The organism is Micromonospora trifolii, from assembly GCF_050516465.1.
GTDB classification, from domain to species: domain Bacteria; phylum Actinomycetota; class Actinomycetes; order Mycobacteriales; family Micromonosporaceae; genus Micromonospora; species Micromonospora trifolii.
Map to the genome: position 1 here is coordinate 3088720 of NZ_CP191526.1, position 19468 is coordinate 3108187.

The 19468-nt window shown below is 73.6% G+C and carries 12 protein-coding genes; all 12 read left to right on the plus strand.

Translation table 11 applies throughout. The features are described 5' to 3' along the window. Positions 1–106: 106 nt before the first annotated feature. The 12 genes from ACQRWP_RS14180 (at position 107) to helR (ending at position 19456) form a co-directional block, all read left to right on the plus strand. The gene (locus tag ACQRWP_RS14180) at positions 107–955 is read left to right on the plus strand and encodes a thioesterase II family protein (protein ID WP_430502693.1); all 849 of its coding nucleotides are present in this window, start codon (positions 107–109) and stop codon (positions 953–955) included. Next, positions 952–7572 carry a condensation domain-containing protein gene (locus tag ACQRWP_RS14185; RefSeq protein WP_430502694.1) on the plus strand — a complete coding sequence of 2207 codons (6621 nt, stop codon included), beginning with the start codon at positions 952–954 and terminating at the stop codon, positions 7570–7572. The genes ACQRWP_RS14180 and ACQRWP_RS14185 overlap by 4 nt, the downstream gene beginning before the upstream one ends. An 11-nt stretch (positions 7573–7583) precedes the next feature. Next, on the plus strand, positions 7584–8972 hold the full coding sequence (locus ACQRWP_RS14190) for an MFS transporter (protein WP_430502695.1): 1389 nt from the start codon (positions 7584–7586) through the stop codon (positions 8970–8972). Continuing rightward, complete coding sequence (locus tag ACQRWP_RS14195; protein ID WP_430502696.1) at positions 8969–9199, plus strand: acyl carrier protein; 231 nt, start codon at positions 8969–8971, stop codon at positions 9197–9199. Before ACQRWP_RS14190 ends, ACQRWP_RS14195 begins: the two co-directional genes overlap by 4 nt. Further along, positions 9196–10791: a hypothetical protein gene (locus ACQRWP_RS14200; RefSeq protein WP_430502697.1), complete on the plus strand. Its 1596-nt coding sequence runs from the start codon at positions 9196–9198 to the stop codon at positions 10789–10791. Before ACQRWP_RS14195 ends, ACQRWP_RS14200 begins: the two co-directional genes overlap by 4 nt. After that, complete coding sequence (locus ACQRWP_RS14205; RefSeq protein ID WP_430502698.1) at positions 10788–11819, plus strand: 3-oxoacyl-ACP synthase III family protein; 1032 nt, start codon at positions 10788–10790, stop codon at positions 11817–11819. Before ACQRWP_RS14200 ends, ACQRWP_RS14205 begins: the two co-directional genes overlap by 4 nt. Positions 11820–11899: 80 nt before the next feature. Next, a complete protein-coding gene (locus ACQRWP_RS14210) occupies positions 11900–13783 on the plus strand; it encodes an HAD-IIIC family phosphatase (RefSeq protein ID WP_430502699.1) in 1884 nt (627 codons plus the stop codon). Further along, positions 13776–14024, plus strand: a complete 249-nt coding sequence (locus tag ACQRWP_RS14215; protein WP_430502700.1) for a phosphopantetheine-binding protein — start codon at positions 13776–13778, stop codon at positions 14022–14024. Before ACQRWP_RS14210 ends, ACQRWP_RS14215 begins: the two co-directional genes overlap by 8 nt. Next, positions 14021–14959: a thiamine pyrophosphate-dependent dehydrogenase E1 component subunit alpha gene (locus ACQRWP_RS14220; protein WP_430502701.1), complete on the plus strand. Its 939-nt coding sequence runs from the start codon at positions 14021–14023 to the stop codon at positions 14957–14959. The genes ACQRWP_RS14215 and ACQRWP_RS14220 overlap by 4 nt, the downstream gene beginning before the upstream one ends. Continuing rightward, positions 14952–15965 carry an alpha-ketoacid dehydrogenase subunit beta gene (locus tag ACQRWP_RS14225; RefSeq protein WP_430502702.1) on the plus strand — a complete coding sequence of 338 codons (1014 nt, stop codon included), beginning with the start codon at positions 14952–14954 and terminating at the stop codon, positions 15963–15965. Before ACQRWP_RS14220 ends, ACQRWP_RS14225 begins: the two co-directional genes overlap by 8 nt. Continuing rightward, the gene (locus tag ACQRWP_RS14230; protein WP_430502703.1) at positions 15958–17166 is read left to right on the plus strand and encodes a 2-oxo acid dehydrogenase subunit E2; all 1209 of its coding nucleotides are present in this window, start codon (positions 15958–15960) and stop codon (positions 17164–17166) included. Before ACQRWP_RS14225 ends, ACQRWP_RS14230 begins: the two co-directional genes overlap by 8 nt. Before the next feature lie 154 nt (positions 17167–17320). Then, the gene (gene helR, locus ACQRWP_RS14235; RefSeq protein ID WP_430502704.1) at positions 17321–19456 is read left to right on the plus strand and encodes an RNA polymerase recycling motor ATPase HelR; all 2136 of its coding nucleotides are present in this window, start codon (positions 17321–17323) and stop codon (positions 19454–19456) included. The last annotated feature ends 12 nt before the right edge of the window (positions 19457–19468 follow it).

The following is a 19468-nucleotide window of genomic DNA, read 5'->3' on the forward strand; positions in this document are numbered from 1 at the left end:
GGTAGGTCCACAGCGGATCGCGTCCGGCCGCCCGCAGCACACACCGCAGCTAACCCTCATCCGACGCTAAGACCGCCGTCACGGGCCGTTCCTAGCGTGTGCGGGCATGGCGACACCACCCGTCGTCGCCGTGCTGAGCAGGAACGGGGTTCGCATGCCACCGCCGACGACCGCCACCCGACCGACCGGTGCCGCCGCCTGGTTGAGCTGCGCCGCGCCACGTCCGGCCGCCCGGCTGCGGCTGGTCTGCCTCCCGTACGCCGGCGCCGGCGCCGGCGCGTACCGGCCCTGGTCGACGCTGCTGGGCGACGACGTGGAGCTGTGGACCGCGCAGCTGCCCGGCCGGGAACGCCGGCTGGCCGATCCGCCGCTGAGCACGATGGCCGACCTGGCGCCGCCGCTGGTCGACGCGATCGTCGAGTGGGTTCCGGCCCCGTACGCGATCTTCGGGCACAGCATGGGCGCCCTCATCGGGTACGAGGTGGCCATCCGCCTGCTCGCCCGGGGCGGCCCGGCGCCGCAGCGGCTGGTGGTCTCCGCGGCCCGTCCGCCACAGGACGGCGCACCGATCGGCTCGGCGCACCACCTCGACGACGCGGCGCTGACCCGGTGGCTGCGTGACCTCGGTGGGGTGTCCGACGAGGTGCTCGCCGACGCCGGCCTGCTGAGCCTGATCCTGCCCACCGTCCGGGCCGACCTGGCCGTCGTGGCGTCGTACCGACCGACCACTGTGACGCCACTGCCGCTGCCGGTGGACGCGGTGGCGGCGGCCGACGACCCTCTGATCAGCCCGGAGGAGATGGCCGGCTGGGCCGCCTGCACCGCCGCCGGCTTCTCGCTGACCGTCGTGCCCGGTGGGCACCTCTACCTGCACGACTCCCCTCCCCCGCTGGCCCGCCTGTTGAGCGGCCGGCCGACGACTGTGGGCGCGGACGTCGAGGGGGTCACCCGGTGAGCCAGGACCTGCACCCGGACCTCGTCGGCCTCACCCCCGAGCAGCGGGAACTGCTGGCGCTGCGACTGCGCCAGGCTCGTCCGCAGCGCCCGGACGCCGCCACCGCCTATCCGCTCTCCTTCACGCAGGAGCAGCTCTGGTTCCTGGACCGGCTGGAGCCCGGCAGCCCGGTCTACAACGTGCCGTTCGCCGAGCGGATCACCGGCCGGCTGGATGTCGCGGCACTGCACCGGGCGGTGAACGCGGTGGTGGCCCGGCACGACGCGCTGCGGATCGTCTTCGTGCCGGCCGACGGCAACGGCCCGGATGGCGTCGCCGTCACCCAGCGGGTCCGCGACGCCGTCGAGGTGCCGCTGCCGGTGGTCGACCTGACGGCGCTGCCGCCGGCGCAACGGCGGGTCGCCGCCGACCGGGAGACCGCCGCTCATGCGGCGATCCGGTTCGACCTCACCACCGGCCCACTGCTCGCGGTACGACTGCTCGCGCTGGCCGACGACGAGCACCTGCTGCTGGTCGCCGCGCACCACATCGTCTTCGACGCCTGGTCGGCCGGCGTGTTCGTCGAGGAGGTGGTGAGCTGGTACGGCGAGTTCGCCGGTGATGTGCCGGCGGGGCTGCCGACGCTGCCCACCCGGTTCGTCACCCACGTCGCCGCCCGCCGCCGACCGGAGGCCGAACGGGAACTCGCCGGGCACCTGGCGCACTGGCGGGAGCGGCTCGCCACCGCGCCGGCCCGATCGACGCTGCCGCCGGACCGCCCCCGGCCACCGGTGCAGACCCACCGGGGCCGCAGCCTGCCCTTCACCGTCGACGCCGCGACGACGACGGCGCTGGGCGGGCTGGCCCGCTCGGCCGGCGCGACCGTCAACGCGGTCGTCCTGGCCGGGCTCAGCGCCCTGTTGCGTCAGGCCACCGGCCAGGACGATCTGCTGCTCGGCATGCCGGCCGCCGGTCGGGCGAGCACCGACCTGGAGCCGCTGATCGGCTGCTTCGCCAGCATGGTGGTGCTGCGGGTGGACGCGAGCGGCGACCCGACGGTGCGCGATCTGGTGCGCCGGGTCCACCGCACCGTCAGCGAGGCGTACGCGCACCAGGAGGCCCCGTACGCGCGGGTGGTGGAGGAGGTCCGCCCGGTCCGCGACCCGAGCGTGAACCCGCTGTTCCAGGTGCTGGCCACGATGACCGACGGTGGTGTGGCGCAGCGGCAGGCGGCCGGCGTGACCTTCACGCCGGTGGCCGCCGAGAGCGGCCTCACCGACTTCGACCTCTTCGTCAGCCTTACCGCGCACGGTGACCGGATCGATGGCGCTGTCGACTTCAACGCCGACCTGTACCTGGACGAGACGATCGCCGCGACGGTGGGCCGGCTGCCGGAGCTGCTGCGCGCAATGGCGGACACCCCGGAGCGACCGTTGTCGCAGGTGCCGGGGTTGCACCGGCAGCGGATCGCGCTGGCGGCCACCTTCACCGTCGACCCGGTGCGCGACCCGGTGGAGTTCTGGCTGCGATTCCTGCGGGTGCCCGCCTCGGTCGAGCTGGTCGGGTACGGGCAACTGGTGGCGCACCTGCTCGCCGGGCCACCGGCCGACGCCACCGTGTGCCTGTTGCGCTGGGAGGACTGGCTGCGCCGGCAGGAGCGCGGGGAGGCCGCACTCGATGCCGCCATGGACGACCTGGTCGCGGCGGTGGCGGCATACCGGCGGCGCACCGACGCTCCGCTGCTGCTGGTGGTCTGCCCCGCGTCGCCGGGCGTCGACCGGCGACGGGCCGACGGTCGGCTCGACGACCGGCTGACCGCGCTGGCCGCCCGTACCCCGGGCATGCACGCCGTCTGGGCCGCCGACCACGCCGGCACCTACCCGGTGAGCGAGGTCAGCGACGGACGTGCCGACGCTCTCGGGCACGTGCCGTACACCGGCGAGTACTTCGCGACCCTCGGCACGATCCTGGTGCGCGAGCTGCGCCGGGCCGCCGGTCAGCCCCGCCGGCAGGTGCTGGTCGACGGCGACCGGCTGCCGGTCGACCGGCTCACCGAGGCACTGACCGGCCACGAGGTGCGGGCCTGCCCGCCGGACGGTCTGACGGCCGCGCTGGCCGCCACCGACCCGGCGACGACGGTGGTGCTCGACACCGACCCGGAGACGGTGGCGGCGCTCCGGCGCGACCACCCGGGCCTGCTGGCCCTGGCGGTGCCCGCCGGGTGGGACGACGCGCGGCGATTCCTCGCCCACGTCTGGCCACTGGACCCGCCCGGCCCGTGGACCGGCGCCGGACTGGTCGCGCCGATCGGGCCGGAGCGGGCCGAGTACCTCGTCGAGGAGTTGAGCACGGCCGCCGCCGTCGCCGAGCGGAGCCGACCCGCGCCGACCCGGACGGCCGGCCCGGACGACGCGGAGACGGTCGCGCCACGCACCCCGACCGAGCAGCGGCTGGCCGACCTGTGGGCCACCGCGCTCGGCGTCGAGCAGGTGGGTGTGACAAGCGACTTCTTCGGCCTCGGCGGCCATTCGTTGCTCGCCACCCACCTACTGTCCCGGGTGCAGGCCGAGTTCGGCCGGGAGGTGTCGCTCTACACGCTGTTCACCAACCCGACCGTGGCCGGGCTCGCCGCGCTGCTGGACGCCGACACCGACGCCACCGCACTCGCGCCGCTGACCCCCGCCGCACCCGGCACACCCGCCGTCGCGTCGTCGGCGCAGGTCCGGCTCTGGGCCCTCGACCAGCTCGGCGACGACGTGGTCCGGCACAACACCACCGCCGCCCTGGAGCTGCGCGGCGACCTGGACGAGGCGGCGCTGCGCCGGGCGCTGGACGACGTGCTGGCCCGGCACGAGGTGCTGCGGACCACCTTCCGGGACCGGGGTGGCGAGCCCGAGCCGGTGGTGCGGCCATACCTGGATCCGTGGCTGGAGACGCTGGACCTGGCCGGTTTGCCGACGTCGAAGCAGGCCCGTGCGTTGCGGCGGGCGGCCGGCGACCTGGCCGCCCACCGGTACGACCTGGCCGCCGGCCCGCTGCTGCGGGCCCGCCTGGTCCGGCTGCCCGAGCACCGCTGGCACCTGCTGCTCGGGATGCACCACATCGTCTGCGACAACACCTCGTGGAGCATTCTGCTCGACGAGGTCGCCACCCGGTACGCGCACCACGCCACCGGCGTCGACGGGCCGCTGACGCCGCTGACGGTGCAGTTCGCCGACTACGCCCGCCACCAGCGCGACTGGTTGGCCTCGACGGCGGTCGAGCCGCACCTGGCGTACTGGCGGGACCGGCTGGGGGACGCGCCGACCCTGCTGGAGCTGCCCACCGACCACCCGCGTTCCGAGGAGCGCTCCGACGTCGCCGGCTACCAGTCGCAGCGTCTCGCCACCGGTCTCGGTGCGGCCGTACGGGAGCTGGCCCGCGCCGAGGGCGTCACCCCGTTCGCCGTCCTGCTGGCCGGCTTCGCCGCCGTGCTGCACGCCGAGAGCGGCCGGTCGGACCTGATTGTCGGCGTACCGACGGCGGGCCGGGAACGGGCCGAACTCGCACCGCTGATCGGCTGCTTCGCCGACCTGCTGCCACTGCGCGTCGACGTGGCCGGAAGGCCCACGTTCCGTCAGCTGGTGGCCAGGGCCTACCGGACCGCGCGGGAGGCGTACCGGCACCAGGGGTTGCCGTTCGCGTCCATCGTGGAGGCGCTGGGGCTGCCCCGGCAGGCCGCGCACCACCCGCTGTTCCAGTGCGTGCTGAACGTCATCGACGGCCCCGACGAGGTGCCGGAGTTCGCCGGGCTGACCGCCGCCGGGGTGGAGGTGCCCAGCGTCGGCGTCGACTTCGACCTGTTCCTCAGTCTCACCTGGCAGGGCGACGAGTTGCACGCCGACCTGGCGTACCGCGCCGACCTGTTCGAACCGGAGCGGATGATCCGGCTGCTGACCGGGCTGGGACGGATGCTCGACGACGGGGTGCGGCGACCGGACGAGCCGATTACCGGCGCGGCACGACCCGCAGCGACCCCGCGCCGGCCCGCGCCGGCGGCGCCCCGCCTGGTGGTCGGCGGCACGGTCGAGCTGCCCGAGCTGGCGGCGACCGTCCGCTTCTGGACGCAGCTGCTCGGCCTGCCGTACACCCTCGGCCAGATGCCGTCCGGGGCGCTGCTGCGGCTGCTGCGCGACCCGGCCGCCGGCCTGGCGACCACCGCCCGGGACCGGAACGTGCTGGTTCTGCGCTGGGACAACCGGCTGGTGCCCGGCCCACTCGGCGCGGCGGCCGTCGGGCTGCGCGATTTCCACGGCGAACTGCTGGCTGCGGTGGACGTCTACCGCGCCCGGAGCGCGGCCCCACTGACCATCGCGGTCTGCCCCGCCGCACCGGCCTACCGGACGGCGCCGTGGAAGGCGCTCTTCGCCGAGCTGACCGGGCAGCTGCACGACGCCCGGCCCGATGTCGACGTCGTGTCGGTCGAAGCCTGGGCGCGGCGCTACCGGGTGCCGGAGCTGAACGCGAGCGACGAGTGGTCGCCGGAGCTGGCCGCGGTCGCCGCAACTCTGCTGGTGCGGCGCGCGGTGCGGCATCCGGCGGTCGGCCGGCTGGTCGTACCGGCCGGACCGGCGCCGCACCAGGCAGAGCTGGCCCGACTGCTCGCCACCCAGGCCGGGACCGGGCGCGAGGTGCTGCTCAGCTCGCCGCCGCAGACCCCGGAGCTGTCCGCGCTGGTCGCCGCCGGGATCATCGGGTGCGCCCCGACGCCGCCGGTCGACGCCACGACGCTGCTCCTGCACCCGGCCACCGAGCCCGGCCCCGCGGACGTCCTAGCGCTGCCGTTCGACCCGGCGACCGGGCCGGTGCCGGTGCTGCGCGGCCTCTGGTCACTCGACGCGGCCCTGAGCACGCACGCCGACGAGCCGGTCGACGCGATCGCGCCCGGGCTGCTGGCCGAGGTGGCCACCGAGCTGGCCGACGCCGCGGCCGTGCGGGTCGCCGTCGCCGACGGGTACCGGCGGTCGGCCGAACGGGCCGCCGCCGCCCCACGCACCGAACGGGAACGCCGCCTCGTGGCGATCTGGTCGGAGCTGCTGCGCACCAACCAAATCGGCATCCACGACGACTTCTTCGCCGTCGGCGGCGACTCGCTGCTCGCCATGCAGCTGGTGGCCCGCTGCGCGACGGCCGGCATCGACGTCACCCCCCGCCAGCTCGTCCGCCACCCCACCGTCGCCGAACTGGCCGCCAGCCTCGGCGAGCCGGCGGCGACCGCGCTCGACGCCGAGCAGGGCGAGGTGCGCGGTGACGCGCCGCTGACCGGGGCGCAGCGTTGGTTCACCGACCTGCTCGCCCCCACGATGGCCCGGCCCGCCCTGTTCAACCACCCCTACTACCTGGAGCTGGCCCGCCCGCTGCCTCCTGAGCTGCTCCGCGAGGCGGTACGCCGGCTGGTCGCCCAGCACGACGCGCTGCGGCTGCGGTTCACCCCCCTCGCGGACGGAAGCTGGCGACAGCGGCACGCCGACCCGACCGACGCCGTGCCGTTCGTCAGCCACGACCTGACCGGCGTGCCGGTCGACGAGCGGGAGGCGGCGGTGCAGGCGCGCTGCGCCGAGGCGCAGACCTCGTTGGATCTCGGAGTCGGCCCGCTGACCCGGGTGGCGCACTTCCGGCTCGGCCCGGAGCTGCCCGACCGGCTGCTGATCGTCAATCACCACCTGGTGGTGGACGCCGTCTCCCGCGGTCTGCTCCTGGCCGACCTGGAGACCCTGTGCGGCCAGCTGGAACGCGCCGAGAAGCCGACCCTGCCGGCGAAGACCACGTCGTACCGCGCCTGGGCGCGGCGACTGGCCGAGTACGCCGGTTCGACGCGGCTCGCCGAACAGCTGCCGTTCTGGCTCGCCCAGGCCGACGACGGGGTGCTGCGCCGACTCGCGGACGAGCCGGAGACCGGGCCGGTCCGCCTCGGCGACCTGGGGTTGGCGACCGTGACGCTGGATGAGGCGGCCACCAGCGGGGTGCACGCCGCCGCGCGGCGGCTGCGGGCCAGCGTGCGGGACCTGCTGGTGTGGGCGGTGGTGGCCACCATCGCCGGGCGCACCGACGGCGGCGCGGTGACAGTGGCCACCACCGGCCACGGCCGGGAGCCGCTCTTCGACGACCTGGACGTGAGCCGCACGACGGGCTGGTTCCAGGTGCTCTATCCGCTGCGGTTGCAGCTGCCCTCCACCGCGGACCCGACGCGATCGGTGCGCTCGGTGATCCGGCAGCTCGCCCGGGTGCCGGACAACGGCATCGGCTACGGGCTGCTGCGCCACCTCTGCCCCGACGAGGAGGTACGCACCAGGTTGGCCGCGACGGCACCGCCGATGGTCGCGGTGAACTACATGGGTGGCTTCGGGTTCGACGACGTCGCCCCGGCCAACCAGCTCCTCGACGTCTGCGCGGCGCCGTTCGGGCCGACCGAGGACAGCGACGGGCTCTGGCCCTTCCCCTTCGACGTGACCGGGTCGCTCACCGGCCCCCGGCTCCGCGTCGACCTGAGTTACGCCACCCCGGCCTTCCGGTCGGGGTCCGCTGAACAACTGCTCGACGGCATCCGGACCAGCCTGCTGCGCCTGGCCGGAGACCACGGGCAACCGCCACGGCAGTAGGAGGAGACCCCATGGCGTTCCGACGCCCGACCCGGTTCGCCGGGTTCACCACGATCTGGTTCGGCCAGCTGCTGTCGGCGCTCGGCACCCGGATGACGAACTTCGCCCTGAGCATCTGGGTGTGGGACGCCACCGGCCGGGCCTTCGACCTGACCATGCTGATGGCGTGCGCGTTCGGCGCGACAGTCATCTTCAGCCCGATCGCCGGCGCGCTGGTGGACCGGTGGGGGCGGCGACTGACCATCGTGCTCAGCGACATCGGGTCCGCGGTCACCACCGCCGCCATCCTGCTGCTCTTCCTCACCGACTCGGTCGAGGTGTGGCACCTCTACCTGGTCAACCTGGTCACCGGCGCGTTCCTCGCGTTCCAGCTGCCGGCGTACCAGGCGACCATCACGGTGATGATGGAGAAGGGCCAGTACCCGCGGGCCAACGCGATGATGTTCGCGGTCCGGACCATCCCGGTGATCTTCGCGCCCGGCTTCGCCGCCGCGCTGCTCGGCCTGATGGACATCAAGGTCATTCTGTTCATCGACGCGATGTCCTACGTGGTGGCGATCGGCGCGGTGCTGCTGGTGCAACTGCCGCCGGTGCCCCGCTCCACCCAGCCGGACGACGGCGGTTTCTGGTCCGACACGATCTACGGCTTCCGCTACATCCTGGCCAGCCGGGCCTTCACCGGCCTGGAGGCGATCATGTTCGCCATCAACGTGCTCGCGGCGGTCGGCTTCGCCCTGCTGGTGCCACAGATCCTCGCCCGCACCGACAGCAGCACCAACGCCGTCGGGTTGGTGCAGACCATCGGCGCGGTCGGCGGCGTGGCCGGCGCCCTGCTGCTGGGACTGCTACCGAACACCCGGCACAAGATCCGCCGGATGCTCATCGCCATCCTGGTCTTCAGCGTCCTCGGCCGGATCGTGTACGGCGTCGGGGACAGCATCATCGTCTGGTCGGTCGCCCTGCTCTTCCTGCATCTGTCCATCCCCTTCATCGACGGGTACGCCCAGTCGGTCTGGCAGGAGAAGGTGGAACCGTCGCACCAGGGTCGGGTCTTCGCCGCGCGACAGTTCATCGAGGACCTGGCGTACCCGGGCGGCACCGCGCTGGCCGGCATCGCCGCGGACCGCTGGTTCGAGCCGATGATGCGCGACGGCGGGCCCGGGGTGCCGTACTTCGGTTGGTTGGTGGGGACCGGACCGGGCGCCGGCATGGGCCTGATCTTCGTGATCGTCGGCCTGTTCGGCATCGGCGTCGCCGCCGCCGGTTTCGCCTCGCCGAGCATCCGCCGGATGGAGATCGACCTGCCCGACTACGACGAGACACCCGCCGTGCCGGCGCCGCTGCCGGCACCCACCGGCACCGACGAGCTGACCGACGACCGCGCGGTGGTGGCGAAGTGACGCTCACCGAGGTGGTCGCCGGGGTGCTGGAGGTCGATCCGGCCGAGGTGACCGACGACTCCGGACCGCAGACCATCGGCACCTGGACGAGCCTGCGGCACCTGCAACTGGTCGTGACCCTGGAGGAGGTCTACGGGCTCTCCTTCGCCTTCGAGGACATCCGCGACGTCCGCAGCGTCGCGGACCTGCGCGCCGTGCTGCGCGCCAAGGGCACGGCGGCGACATGAGCGCCGACCTGCTCGCCCGGCGCACCCGCTGGCAGGCCGTCACCCGGCAGCCCCCGGAGCCGACACTGCGCGTGGCGCTGCTGGCCAGCTACACGGTGGACCCGCTGGTGCCGTACCTCGGGTTGGGCCTGCACGACGCCGGGCTGCCCGCCACCCTCAGCGTCGGCCCGTTCCAACAGGTCGTACAGCAGTGCCTGGCCACCGACGGATTCCTCGCCGAGACCCGGCCGGACGTGCTGGTGGTGGCGCAACGCCTGGAGGAGGCCGGCGATCCCGGCCCGGCCGGCACCGGCTGGGCGACCGAGCTGGTGGCCGGCGCCGAGGCGGCGGTCACCGCCGCGCGTCGCCACGGCGCACTGCTGGTGTACGTGCTGCCGGCCGTCCCCGCCACCCGCCCGCACGGACCGGCCGACGGGATGCACGCCGACGGCGTGACCGCCAGCGCCACGGCGGTCCGGGAACGACTGCGCGACCTGCTGGCCGGGGACCCGGGGGTGCTGCTCGTCGACGCGGACGAGGCGGTGCGGACGGTGGGCGACGGGCGGGCGTACCACCCGGCGCTGTTCCGGTTCGCCAAGGTGCCGTACGTCGAGGGGGTCTTCGGGCGGCTCGGTGCCGCCGCGTCCACACTGGTGGGTGGCTTCTTCGGCGCGGTCTGCCGCGCGCTGGTGCTCGACGGCGACGAGCTGACCGGTGCGGCGCACCTGCTGCCGGCGCTGCGGGAGCTGCGTGAGGCCGGGGTACGCGTCGCGTTGCGCGCCAGCGGCCCCGGGTGCTGGTCGACCGGCGACGTCGTGGAGCTGCTGCCGGTGCTGGACGGCTGGGTCACCGACGACCGCCCAGTGGCCGACCAGCTCGCCGAGATCGCCGCCGAGGTGGACGTCGCGCTGAACCAGCTCGTGCTGGCCGGCACCGGCCCCACCGACGGAGACCCGGTGCCCCGACGCGTGGCGCTCGGCGCCGACGCGCGGACCTGGTCGGACGAGCTGCGCGCGGCGCGGCTCACCGATCGGCTGCCCAGCAGACGCTGGAGCGGTGGCCCGTCCACGCCTACCGCCGCGCCCGCCGCGTTGTCGCTGGACGGCTTCGTGGCCGGCCTGGACGTCCAGGTCGACTACCGACCGGTGACCGCCGACGCCGTCGCCGAGGTCGCCGAGCTGGTCGCCCGGGCGCACGACTTCGCCCTGGCCCCGGCCCCACCGGCGGCCGTGCTGGCCGAGCGGGCCGGTGACCTGCTGGCGATCCGGGTACGCGACCGGCTCGGCGACTACGGCACGTCGGGGCTCGTCGCGCTCGACAGGTCCGTTCAGCGGTGGACGGTCGACGTCTTCTCGCTCTCCTGCCCGGTGCTCGGCAAGGGCGTCGAAGCGGCGGTGCTCCGGGAGCTGACCCGGCGAGCCAAGGTGGACGGGGCCGACGAGGTGCTGGTCCGCTGGACCGACACCGGTCGCAACGGCACCGCCCGACGCTTCCTCGCCGACCTGCACGCCGTCGTACCCGCCGACCCGGAGGTCAGGCTGAGGGCCGCGCGCCTCGACGAGGGCGCTGACGCGACAGCGGCGGCGGACCGGGTAACGGCGGTGCGGCGATGAGCGCGCCACCGCCGGTCGGCATCGGGGTGGCCGCCCTGGCGCATGTCCTCGGCGAGCAGGTCGACGTGGCGGCGGCCGCCGCCGCGTACACCGAGGATCTGGACCGGGTGCGGTCCTGGGAGTACCGGGGCTTTCACCGGGCCGGGCCCGCCGTCGGGGTCACCGACCTCGCGGTGGTGGCCGGCGGCACCGCGCTGGACCGGGCCGGATTGTCCGCCGCCGACGTGGACCTGGTGGTGCTGGCCATACCCGACCTGGCCGAATACCTCTACTGGGACCCGGCCGCCCACACGCAGGCGCGGCTCGGCGCGCACCGGGCCGAGGCGGTGCTGCTCAACCAGGCCTGCGGCGGTGGGGTGGCCGCGTTCGACACGGTCGCCGGCCGGTTCGCCACCCACCCGGAGTATCGAACCGCCCTGCTGATCGGGGCGAACCGGGTCGCCGAGCCGTACTGGAACCGGATGGAGGTCAACACCAGCATCTTCTCCGACGGCGCGGCAGCGGCCGTGCTGGTCCGCGACCACGGCCGGTGCCGCTGGTTGGCGACCGAGACCATCAGCGACGGCCGGTACGCGGGGTTCATGCGGATGCCGGTCGGCGGAGCGGCACGGCCGTTCACCCCGGGCGGCGACACTCCCCGCGTCGGCGACCCGGCGGACCGGCTCAACGAGTTCTTCGCCGGTGACGTGCGGAAGATGTTCGGCTTCGTCGCCACCATCCGGGAGCGCAACCGGCAGGTGGTGGAGGCGGCCTGCGGCCGGGCGGGCGTGACGCTCGCCGACGTCCGCCGGTTCCTGCACTTCCACGACAACGCCCGCCAGTTCGCCGAGCTGGCCAAGGACCTCGGTGTGGAGCTGGAGCGGACCAACGTCGAGCTGGCCCTCACGCACGGCCACGTTGGCTGCGCCGACCAGCTGATCGGCCTGGAGCACCACCTCGGCACCGGTGAGCTGACCGACGGGGATCTGGTCGCCCTGACCAGCACCGGCAGTGGCATGCACTGGGTCTGCACCCTGCTGCGGGTCTGACCGGCCGCGCCCAGCGACGGCGGCGCCGTGACCGGCCTGTCGACAACGACCCCGCCCGGCGGGAGAGGAAGGAAGACGGAATGAGAGTCGAGGAGGTCCTCCTCCGGATCCGCCGGCTACGCCGCGCCGACGCGCCCGCAGACCCGGAGCTGGCACCCGGCCTGGTCCATCTGGACGACGCCGCGGTCACCACCGTCGCGTCCGCCGGCAGACTGCTCGCCGACGTGCCCGCCGAGAAGCTGTCCAGCCCGAACTTCCCGCTCCGGCCGCTGCGGGTCGCCATCACCGGCACGTTCACCCCGGGCACTGTCGAGCCGCTGCTGCGGGTGGCGCTGTTGCGCATCGGCATCGCCGCCGAGATCCACGTCTCCGGCTTCGACCAGGTGGTCCTCGACCTCAGCGACCCGAGCTCCGCGCTCGCCGAGTTCCGGCCGGACGTCACGCTCTGCCTGCTGCACGACGGCTGGTTCCTGCCCGCCGAGTGGGACCCCGGCGACCTGGGCGGCCTGGCCGACGCGCTGGGCGAGCGGGCGGCCGTCCTGGAGGCAGCCGTTCGCGGGTACGCGGCCCGCAGCGGCGGCGCGTTGCTGCTGCACACCGTGCCGCTGTCCCCGCTGGAGCACCGCAGCCTGGTCAGCTTCCGGGGCCGGGCCGGTTTGGGGCGGGTCTGGCGGGAGCTGAACGGTCGACTGCTGGAGCTGGGCGAGCGGGACACGACGTACACCCTCGACCTGGAGACGTTGCTGGTGGACCACGACGGCCCGGTGCGCGACGAGCGCCTGTACCGGTTCGCCAGCATGGCCTGGACGCCCACAGTGGAACGCCGCTACGCCCACGAGGCCGCAGCCTTCTGCCGGGCGGTCCTCGGCCGGACCGCGAAGGTGCTCGCGCTCGACCTGGACAACACGCTGTGGGCGGGTGTGCTCGGCGACGACGGGTTGGCCGGCATCATGCTGGGCACCGACTACCCGGGCAACTGCCACCGGGACGTGCAGCGACGTGCCCTGGCGCTGCGCCGACAGGGCGTACTGCTGGCGGTGTGCAGCAAGAACGACCCCGACCTGGTGACCGAGGCGTTCGCGCAGCACCCGGATCTGCTGCTGCGGGCCGACGACTTCGTGGCGCAGGCGGTCAACTGGGGGCGTAAGGACGACAACCTGCGTCAGCTCGCCAGCACCCTCAACCTCGGCCTGGACGCCGTGGTGTTCGCCGACGACAGCCCCTTCGAGTGCGAGCTGGTACGCCACGAGTTACCGGCCGTACGGGTGGTGGAGCTGGCCGGCGACCCGGCCGGCTTCTCCAGCAGGCTGCTCGCCGAGGGGCACTTCACCGTGCTGGCCACCGGGGCCACCGACCGCGAGCGCACCGAGCTGTACCGGGCCCGCAGCGGCCGGGAACGCTTCGCCGCCACGTTCGACTCCGCGGCGGACTACCTGCACGAGCTGAAACTGCGGGTCACCGTCCGCCCGGTGGACGACCTCAGCCTGCCCCGGGTCGCGCAGCTCGGGTTGCGTACCAACCAGTTCACCATGACCGAGCGGGCGCACACCGAGGCGCAGACCCGACAGCGGGCTGCCTCACCCGACCACCTGGTGCTCACGGTCGAGGTCACCGACCGGTTCGGCGCCGAGGGGCTGGTCGGTGGGGTGTGGCTCGACCGGCGCGACCCGGACGCCTGGGTGATCGAGAACTTCGTGCTCAGTTGCCGGGTCTTCTCCCGCGGCGTGGAACAGGCCGCGCTGCACCGGGTGGCGGAGTTGGCCGGCTCGACCGGAGCGACCCGGTTGGAGGCGCTGTTCCGACCCACCACCCGCAACAAGCCCGGCGGGGCGGTCTGGCCCGCCACCGGGTTCACCGTGGCGTCCGAACAGGACGGCACCATCCGGCACGTGCTGCCACTGCACCCACCACCCCGGCTGTTGCCGGCGTGGATCGCCCTGGAGGAGGGAGACGTTCGTGCCTGATCTGTTCACCACCGTCGCGGACCTCATCGAACAGGTCGCCGACGTACCGGCCGAGCAGCTCTCGCCCGATGTCCGGTTCGCGACGCTGACCAACTGGACCAGCCTGGAGGCACTGGGGCTGCTCGCCGCTCTGGAGGACGAGCTGGGCGTCCGGCTGGACCTGCGGGCGTACCTTGCGGTGACCGCCGTCGGCGAACTGGTCGACCTGGTCGCCGGCGAGTTGGACGGGGCAACGCGGTGACCGCCACCCGCACCGAGGCGCCGCCGACCGCGCCGACCCGGCTCGCCGACGTCGACCTGGACCTGCTGCTGCTGATCCGGCACTTCGAGCTGGCGCTGCTGGACATGTTCGGTCGGGGCGAACTGCACGGCACCACGCACACCTGCCTCGGCCAGGAGTACGTGCCGGTCGCGCTGCGTCCGCTGCTCACCGACGGCGACTTCGTGTTCAGCAACCACCGGGGCCACGGCCACTACCTGGCCCGGTTCGACGATCCACACGGGCTGCTCGCCGAGGTGATGGGGCGCGAGGGCGCGGTCTGCCACGGGGTCGGCGGCAGCCAGCACATCCTGCGCGACCGGTACCTGTCGACCGGGGTGCAGGGCGAGAGCGCGCCGGTGGCCGCCGGGGTGGCGCTGCACCTCAAGCGCGCCGAGCCGGGCCGGCTGGCGCTGGTCTACCTCGGCGACGGCACCTGGGGCGAGGGCGCGGTCTACGAGGCGCTGAACATGGCCGCGCTGTGGGGGCTGCCGCTGCTGCTGGTGGTGGAGAACAACGGCATCGCCCAGTCCACGCCGACCACCGCGCAGCTCGCCGGGAGCATCGGCGGGCGGGCCCGGGCGTTCGGGGTGGACCACCTCCGGGTCACCTCCACCGACACCGCCGTGGTCCGGTCCGCGCTGGGGCCGGTGCTGCACCGGGTCCGGGAACGGTCCACGCCGTACGTGGTGGAGCTGCTCACCCACCGGGTGGGGCCGCACAGCAAGGGCGACGACAACCGCCGCCCCGACGAGTTGGCGTACGCGAAGGCGCACGACTGGTACGCCCGCTACGCCGAGGCGTACCCGGAGCAGTTCACCGCGCACGACGAGCGGCAACGCGCGTACGTGGCGCAAGTGGTCCGGGAGGTCGCCGGCCGACCGGCGAGTCGCTGGGCGGAGGCGGATCGTGGCTGAGCGGGTGGTGGAGAACCTCAACCAGGCGTTGCACGCGTTGCTGGCCGACGATGCCGGGTTGACAGTGCTCGGTGAGGACGTGGTCGACCCGTACGGCGGGGCGTTCAAGGTGACCCGGGGGCTGTCGACGCGCTGGCCGGACCGGGTGCGGTCAACCCCGTTGAGCGAGGGAGGCATCGTCGGCGTGGCCGGTGGTCTGGCCCTGGCGGGGCAGAGCGCGATCGTCGAGATCATGTTCAGTGACTTCGTGGCGCTGGCGTTCGACCAGATCCTCAACTTCGCCAGCAAGTCCACCGCCATGTACGGCCGGCGAATGCCGATCCGGCTGGTGGTGCGCTGCCCCACCGGCGGCAACCGGGGGTACGGCCCGACGCACAGCCAGAGCCCGCAGAAACACTTCGTCGGCATCCCCGGCCTGAGCCTGCACGAGGTGTCGCCGTTCCACGACAACCGGACGGTCCTCGCCGGCATGCTCGCCACCGGGCGGCCGGGGCTGCTCTTCGAGGACAAGGTCCTCTACACCAACCGGATGTACGCCGACGGCGTGGTGGACGAGCTGTTCCGCTACGACCTGATCGGCCCGGACGCCGACGTGGCCCGGGTCTGGGTGGACGACCCGGGGCAGGCCGACTGCGTGCTCGTCGTACCCGGCGGGTTGGCCGCGCGGGCCGTTTCGGTGGCCCGGGAGCTGCTGCTGCGCGACGACATCGTCTGCCAGGTGCTGGTGCCGTCACGGCTCTGGCCGGTGGACGCGGACACCCTGCTGCCGCCGATCGCCCGGGCCGGCCGGGTGGTGGTGGCCGAGGAGAGCACCGCCGGCGGCACCTGGGGCGCGGAGTTGGCGCACGTGGTGCACCAACGACTTTGGGGTGCCCTGCGGGCGCCGGTGCGGCTGGTGCACTCCGCCGACAGCGTCATCCCGACCGCCGCGCATCTCGAACGCACCGTGCTGGTGCAGGACGCCGACATCCGCCGAGCCGTGAAGGAGGTCGTCAGCGGTGACTGACCTGGTCGTTCCCAAGCTCAACAACAACGACACGACGTACGTGCTGATCGAATGGCTGGCCGCGGACGGCGAGCAGGTGCGCGCCGGTGAGCCGATCGCCGAGGTGGAGACCTCCAAAGCGGCGGAGGAGTTGCTCAGCGACCACACCGGCGTGCTGCACCGGGTCACCGAGGTCAACCAGGAGTGCGCTCCCGGCGACGTCATCGGCCACGTCTTCGACAGCGAAGCGGCCCGGCAGCGCTTCCTCTCCTCGGCGGTCGCCCCGACCGGGCCGGCGCCCGACGCCCACCCGGGCGGGCCGGTGCTCACCGACTCGGCCCGGGAGTTGGCCGCCGCACACGGTCTCGGTGACGACGAGCTGCGCGCGCTCGGCAAGGCGGTGGTGCGACGTACCGATGTGGAACGCCTGCTGGCCGACCGGTCGGCGGCGCCCGCGGTGGCGACCGAGCCGGTGGTGGTGGCCGCGGCGGCCGCGCTCGCGGCCGGCGACGGCCCGGAGCCGGACGACCCCCGCCCGGTGCACGCGCTCTCCCGGGCCCAACGGGCGGTGGCCGCGGTGGTCACCGAGTCGCACCGGGAGGTGCCGGCGGCCCTCGCGGTCATCAAGGTACGCGTCGACGCCGCCCTCACTGTGGCCCGGCAGCTCACCCGCACCACCCGCACCCTGGTCGGCCTGCCGGAACTGCTGGTCAAGGCGATCGGTGAGCTGCGCGAGGAGCACCCGTTGCTGTTCGCCGCACCGGGCGACGGCAGCAGCGTACGGCTCGCCGAGGCGGCACACGTCGGCGTCACCATCGACGTCGGCACCGGGCTGTTCATACCTGTGGTGCGAGACGTGGAGGAGCTGACCTGCGCGGAGATCGCCGAGACGCTGATGGACTTCCGCTCCCGGGCGGGCGGAACCGGTTTCCGCGCCGGCGAGTTGGCCGGCGGCACCATCGTCGTCTCCCTGCACACCGACCCGGACGTGGTGCTCGCCGGGCCGATCGTCTTCCCCGGCCAGACCTGCGTGGTGGCGATCGGCGGCACGCAGGACGAGCTGGCGCTGGACGCGGCCGGCCAGGTCGTCACCCGCCGGTTCGTCAACCTCAGCGCCGTCTACGACCACCGGGTGGTCAACGGGCGGGAGGCGGTGGCCTTCCTCCAGGCGGTGAAGGCGTCGTTGGAGGCGCCGACCCAACTGGCCGACGAACTGCTTTGAACACGGAAAACGGGAGGCACCCGGCCTCCCGCCACTTCTAACTTATACCGCACTGGGGGGCTTGCGGCAAGACCCCATTTATGACGCAGAATCGTCGGCCGAGGCCAAATTCTGCCGAAATGGAAGTCATAAATTGGATTCCTTGCCTACCTCCGTGTTCGAACTTCCCGATCACCTCGCCCCCAAGGCCGACCCGGCGCTCATCGCCCAGGACGAGCGGCACTTCGCGGCCATGGCGCAGGGCCTCGTGCAGCTGAGCGTCGAGCTGTCCGAGCGTCTGGACACCGCTCGCCGGGCACCGGGCGGCAAGGGCCGGCAGGCCGTCGACCGGGACGAGGAGGTCCGCCGGCTGACCGCCCGCCTGCGCTCGCTGAGCCGCTACGGGCTGGACCTGTGCCTCGGCCACGTGGTCGAGGCGGACAACCCCGAGCCGGTGTACGTCGGACGTCGCGGCCTCACCGACAGCACGGGCCGACGGCTGCTGCTCGACTGGCGCTCACCCGCCGCCGAGCCGTTCTTCGGCGCGACGCACGCCAACCCGATGGGCCTGGCGAGCCGCCGCCGGTACCGCTGGACCCGCGGCCGGATCAGCGATTACTGGGACGAGGTGTTCACCCCGGACGGGTTCGTGGGGCACGCCGTCGCGCTCGACGACCAGTCCGCGTTCATCGCCAGTCTGGGCAGTGCCCGGTCGGCCCGGATGCGCGACGTGCTCAGCACGATCCAGGCGGACCAGGACGCCATCATCCGGGCGGGGTCGGCCGGCGCCCTCGTGGTCGACGGCGGTCCGGGCACCGGTAAGACCGTCGTCGCCCTGCACCGCACCGCCTACCTGCTCTACTCCGACCCGCGCCTCGGTCAGCGCCGGGGTGGGGTGCTCTTCGTGGGACCGCACCAGCCCTACCTGGCCTACGTCGCCGACGTCCTGCCCAGCCTCGGAGAGGAGGACGTGCAGACCTGCACCCTGCGCGACCTCGTCCCCGAGGGAGCCACGGCAACCGTCGACACCGACCCGGACGTGGCCCGGCTGAAGTCCTCGGCCGAGCTGGTCCGGACGATCGACGCGGCCGTCCGGTTCTACGAGGACCCACCGGTCGCCCCGATGACGGTCCCGGTCGGCGACTCCGACGTCCGCCTGAGCGCCGACGACTGGGCCGACGCCTTCCGGGCACCGGGTCCGGGCACCCCGCACAACGAGGCGCGCGAGGAGATCTGGGAGGAGTTGATCACCATCCTGATCGACCGGTACGACGGTGAGGAGCCGGACGATGTGCTCCGCGACTCGCTGCTGCGTAACCGGGAGCTGCGGGCGACGGTCAACAGTGCCTGGCCGTTGCTCGACGCGGCCGATCTCGTGGGCGACCTGTGGTCGGTGCCCGCGTACCTGCGCAGGTGCGCGCCGTGGCTCAGCCCCGAGGAGGTCCGCAAGCTGCAACGCGACGAGCCCCGGGCCTGGACCGTGTCCGACCTGCCGCTGCTCGACGCGGCTCGGCAGCGGCTCGGCGACGCGGAACGCTCGGGGCGCACCCGCCGGCGTGACCCGGCCGCCGCGGTCGAACGGGAGCACATGGCCCGGGTCGTCGACGAGCTGCTCGCGGCCGACACCTACGACGACGGCGAGGGCCTGCTGGCGATGCTGCGCCAACCCGACCTGCGCGACGTCCTGGTCGACGAGTCCGCGCTGCCGGACGCCGACCCGGACCTGCTGGCCGGCCCGTTCGCGCACATCGTCGTCGACGAGGCGCAGGAGTTGACCGACGCCCAGTGGCAGATGCTGCTGGCGCGCTGCCCGTCGCGCAGCTTCACCATCGTGGGAGACCGCGCCCAGGCCCGGCACGGGTTCACCGAGTCGTGGCAGGAACGCCTCAAGCGGGTCGGGCTCGACCGGGTCACAGTGGCCTCGTTGAGCATCAACTACCGGACGCCATCTGAGGTCATGGCGGAGGCCGCGCCGGTCATCCGGGCCGTGCTCCCCGACGCCAACGTGCCGACCTCCATCCGCGGCAACGGACTCCCCGTCGTCCACGGATCGGTCGCCGACCTGGGGTCGATCCTCGACACCTGGCTCGCCGCGCACGCCGACGGGATCGCCTGCGTCATCGGCGACCCGACGTTCCCGCCCACGACCCGGGTCCGGTCACTGAGCCCGGAGCAGGCCAAGGGGCTGGAGTTCGACCTGGTCGTCCTCGTCGACCCGGAGACGTTCGGCACCGGCATCTCGGGGGCTGTCGACCGCTACGTCGCGATGACCCGGGCGACCCAGCAACTCGTGCTCCTGACCAGCGGCTGAGGGCGTGCCGCG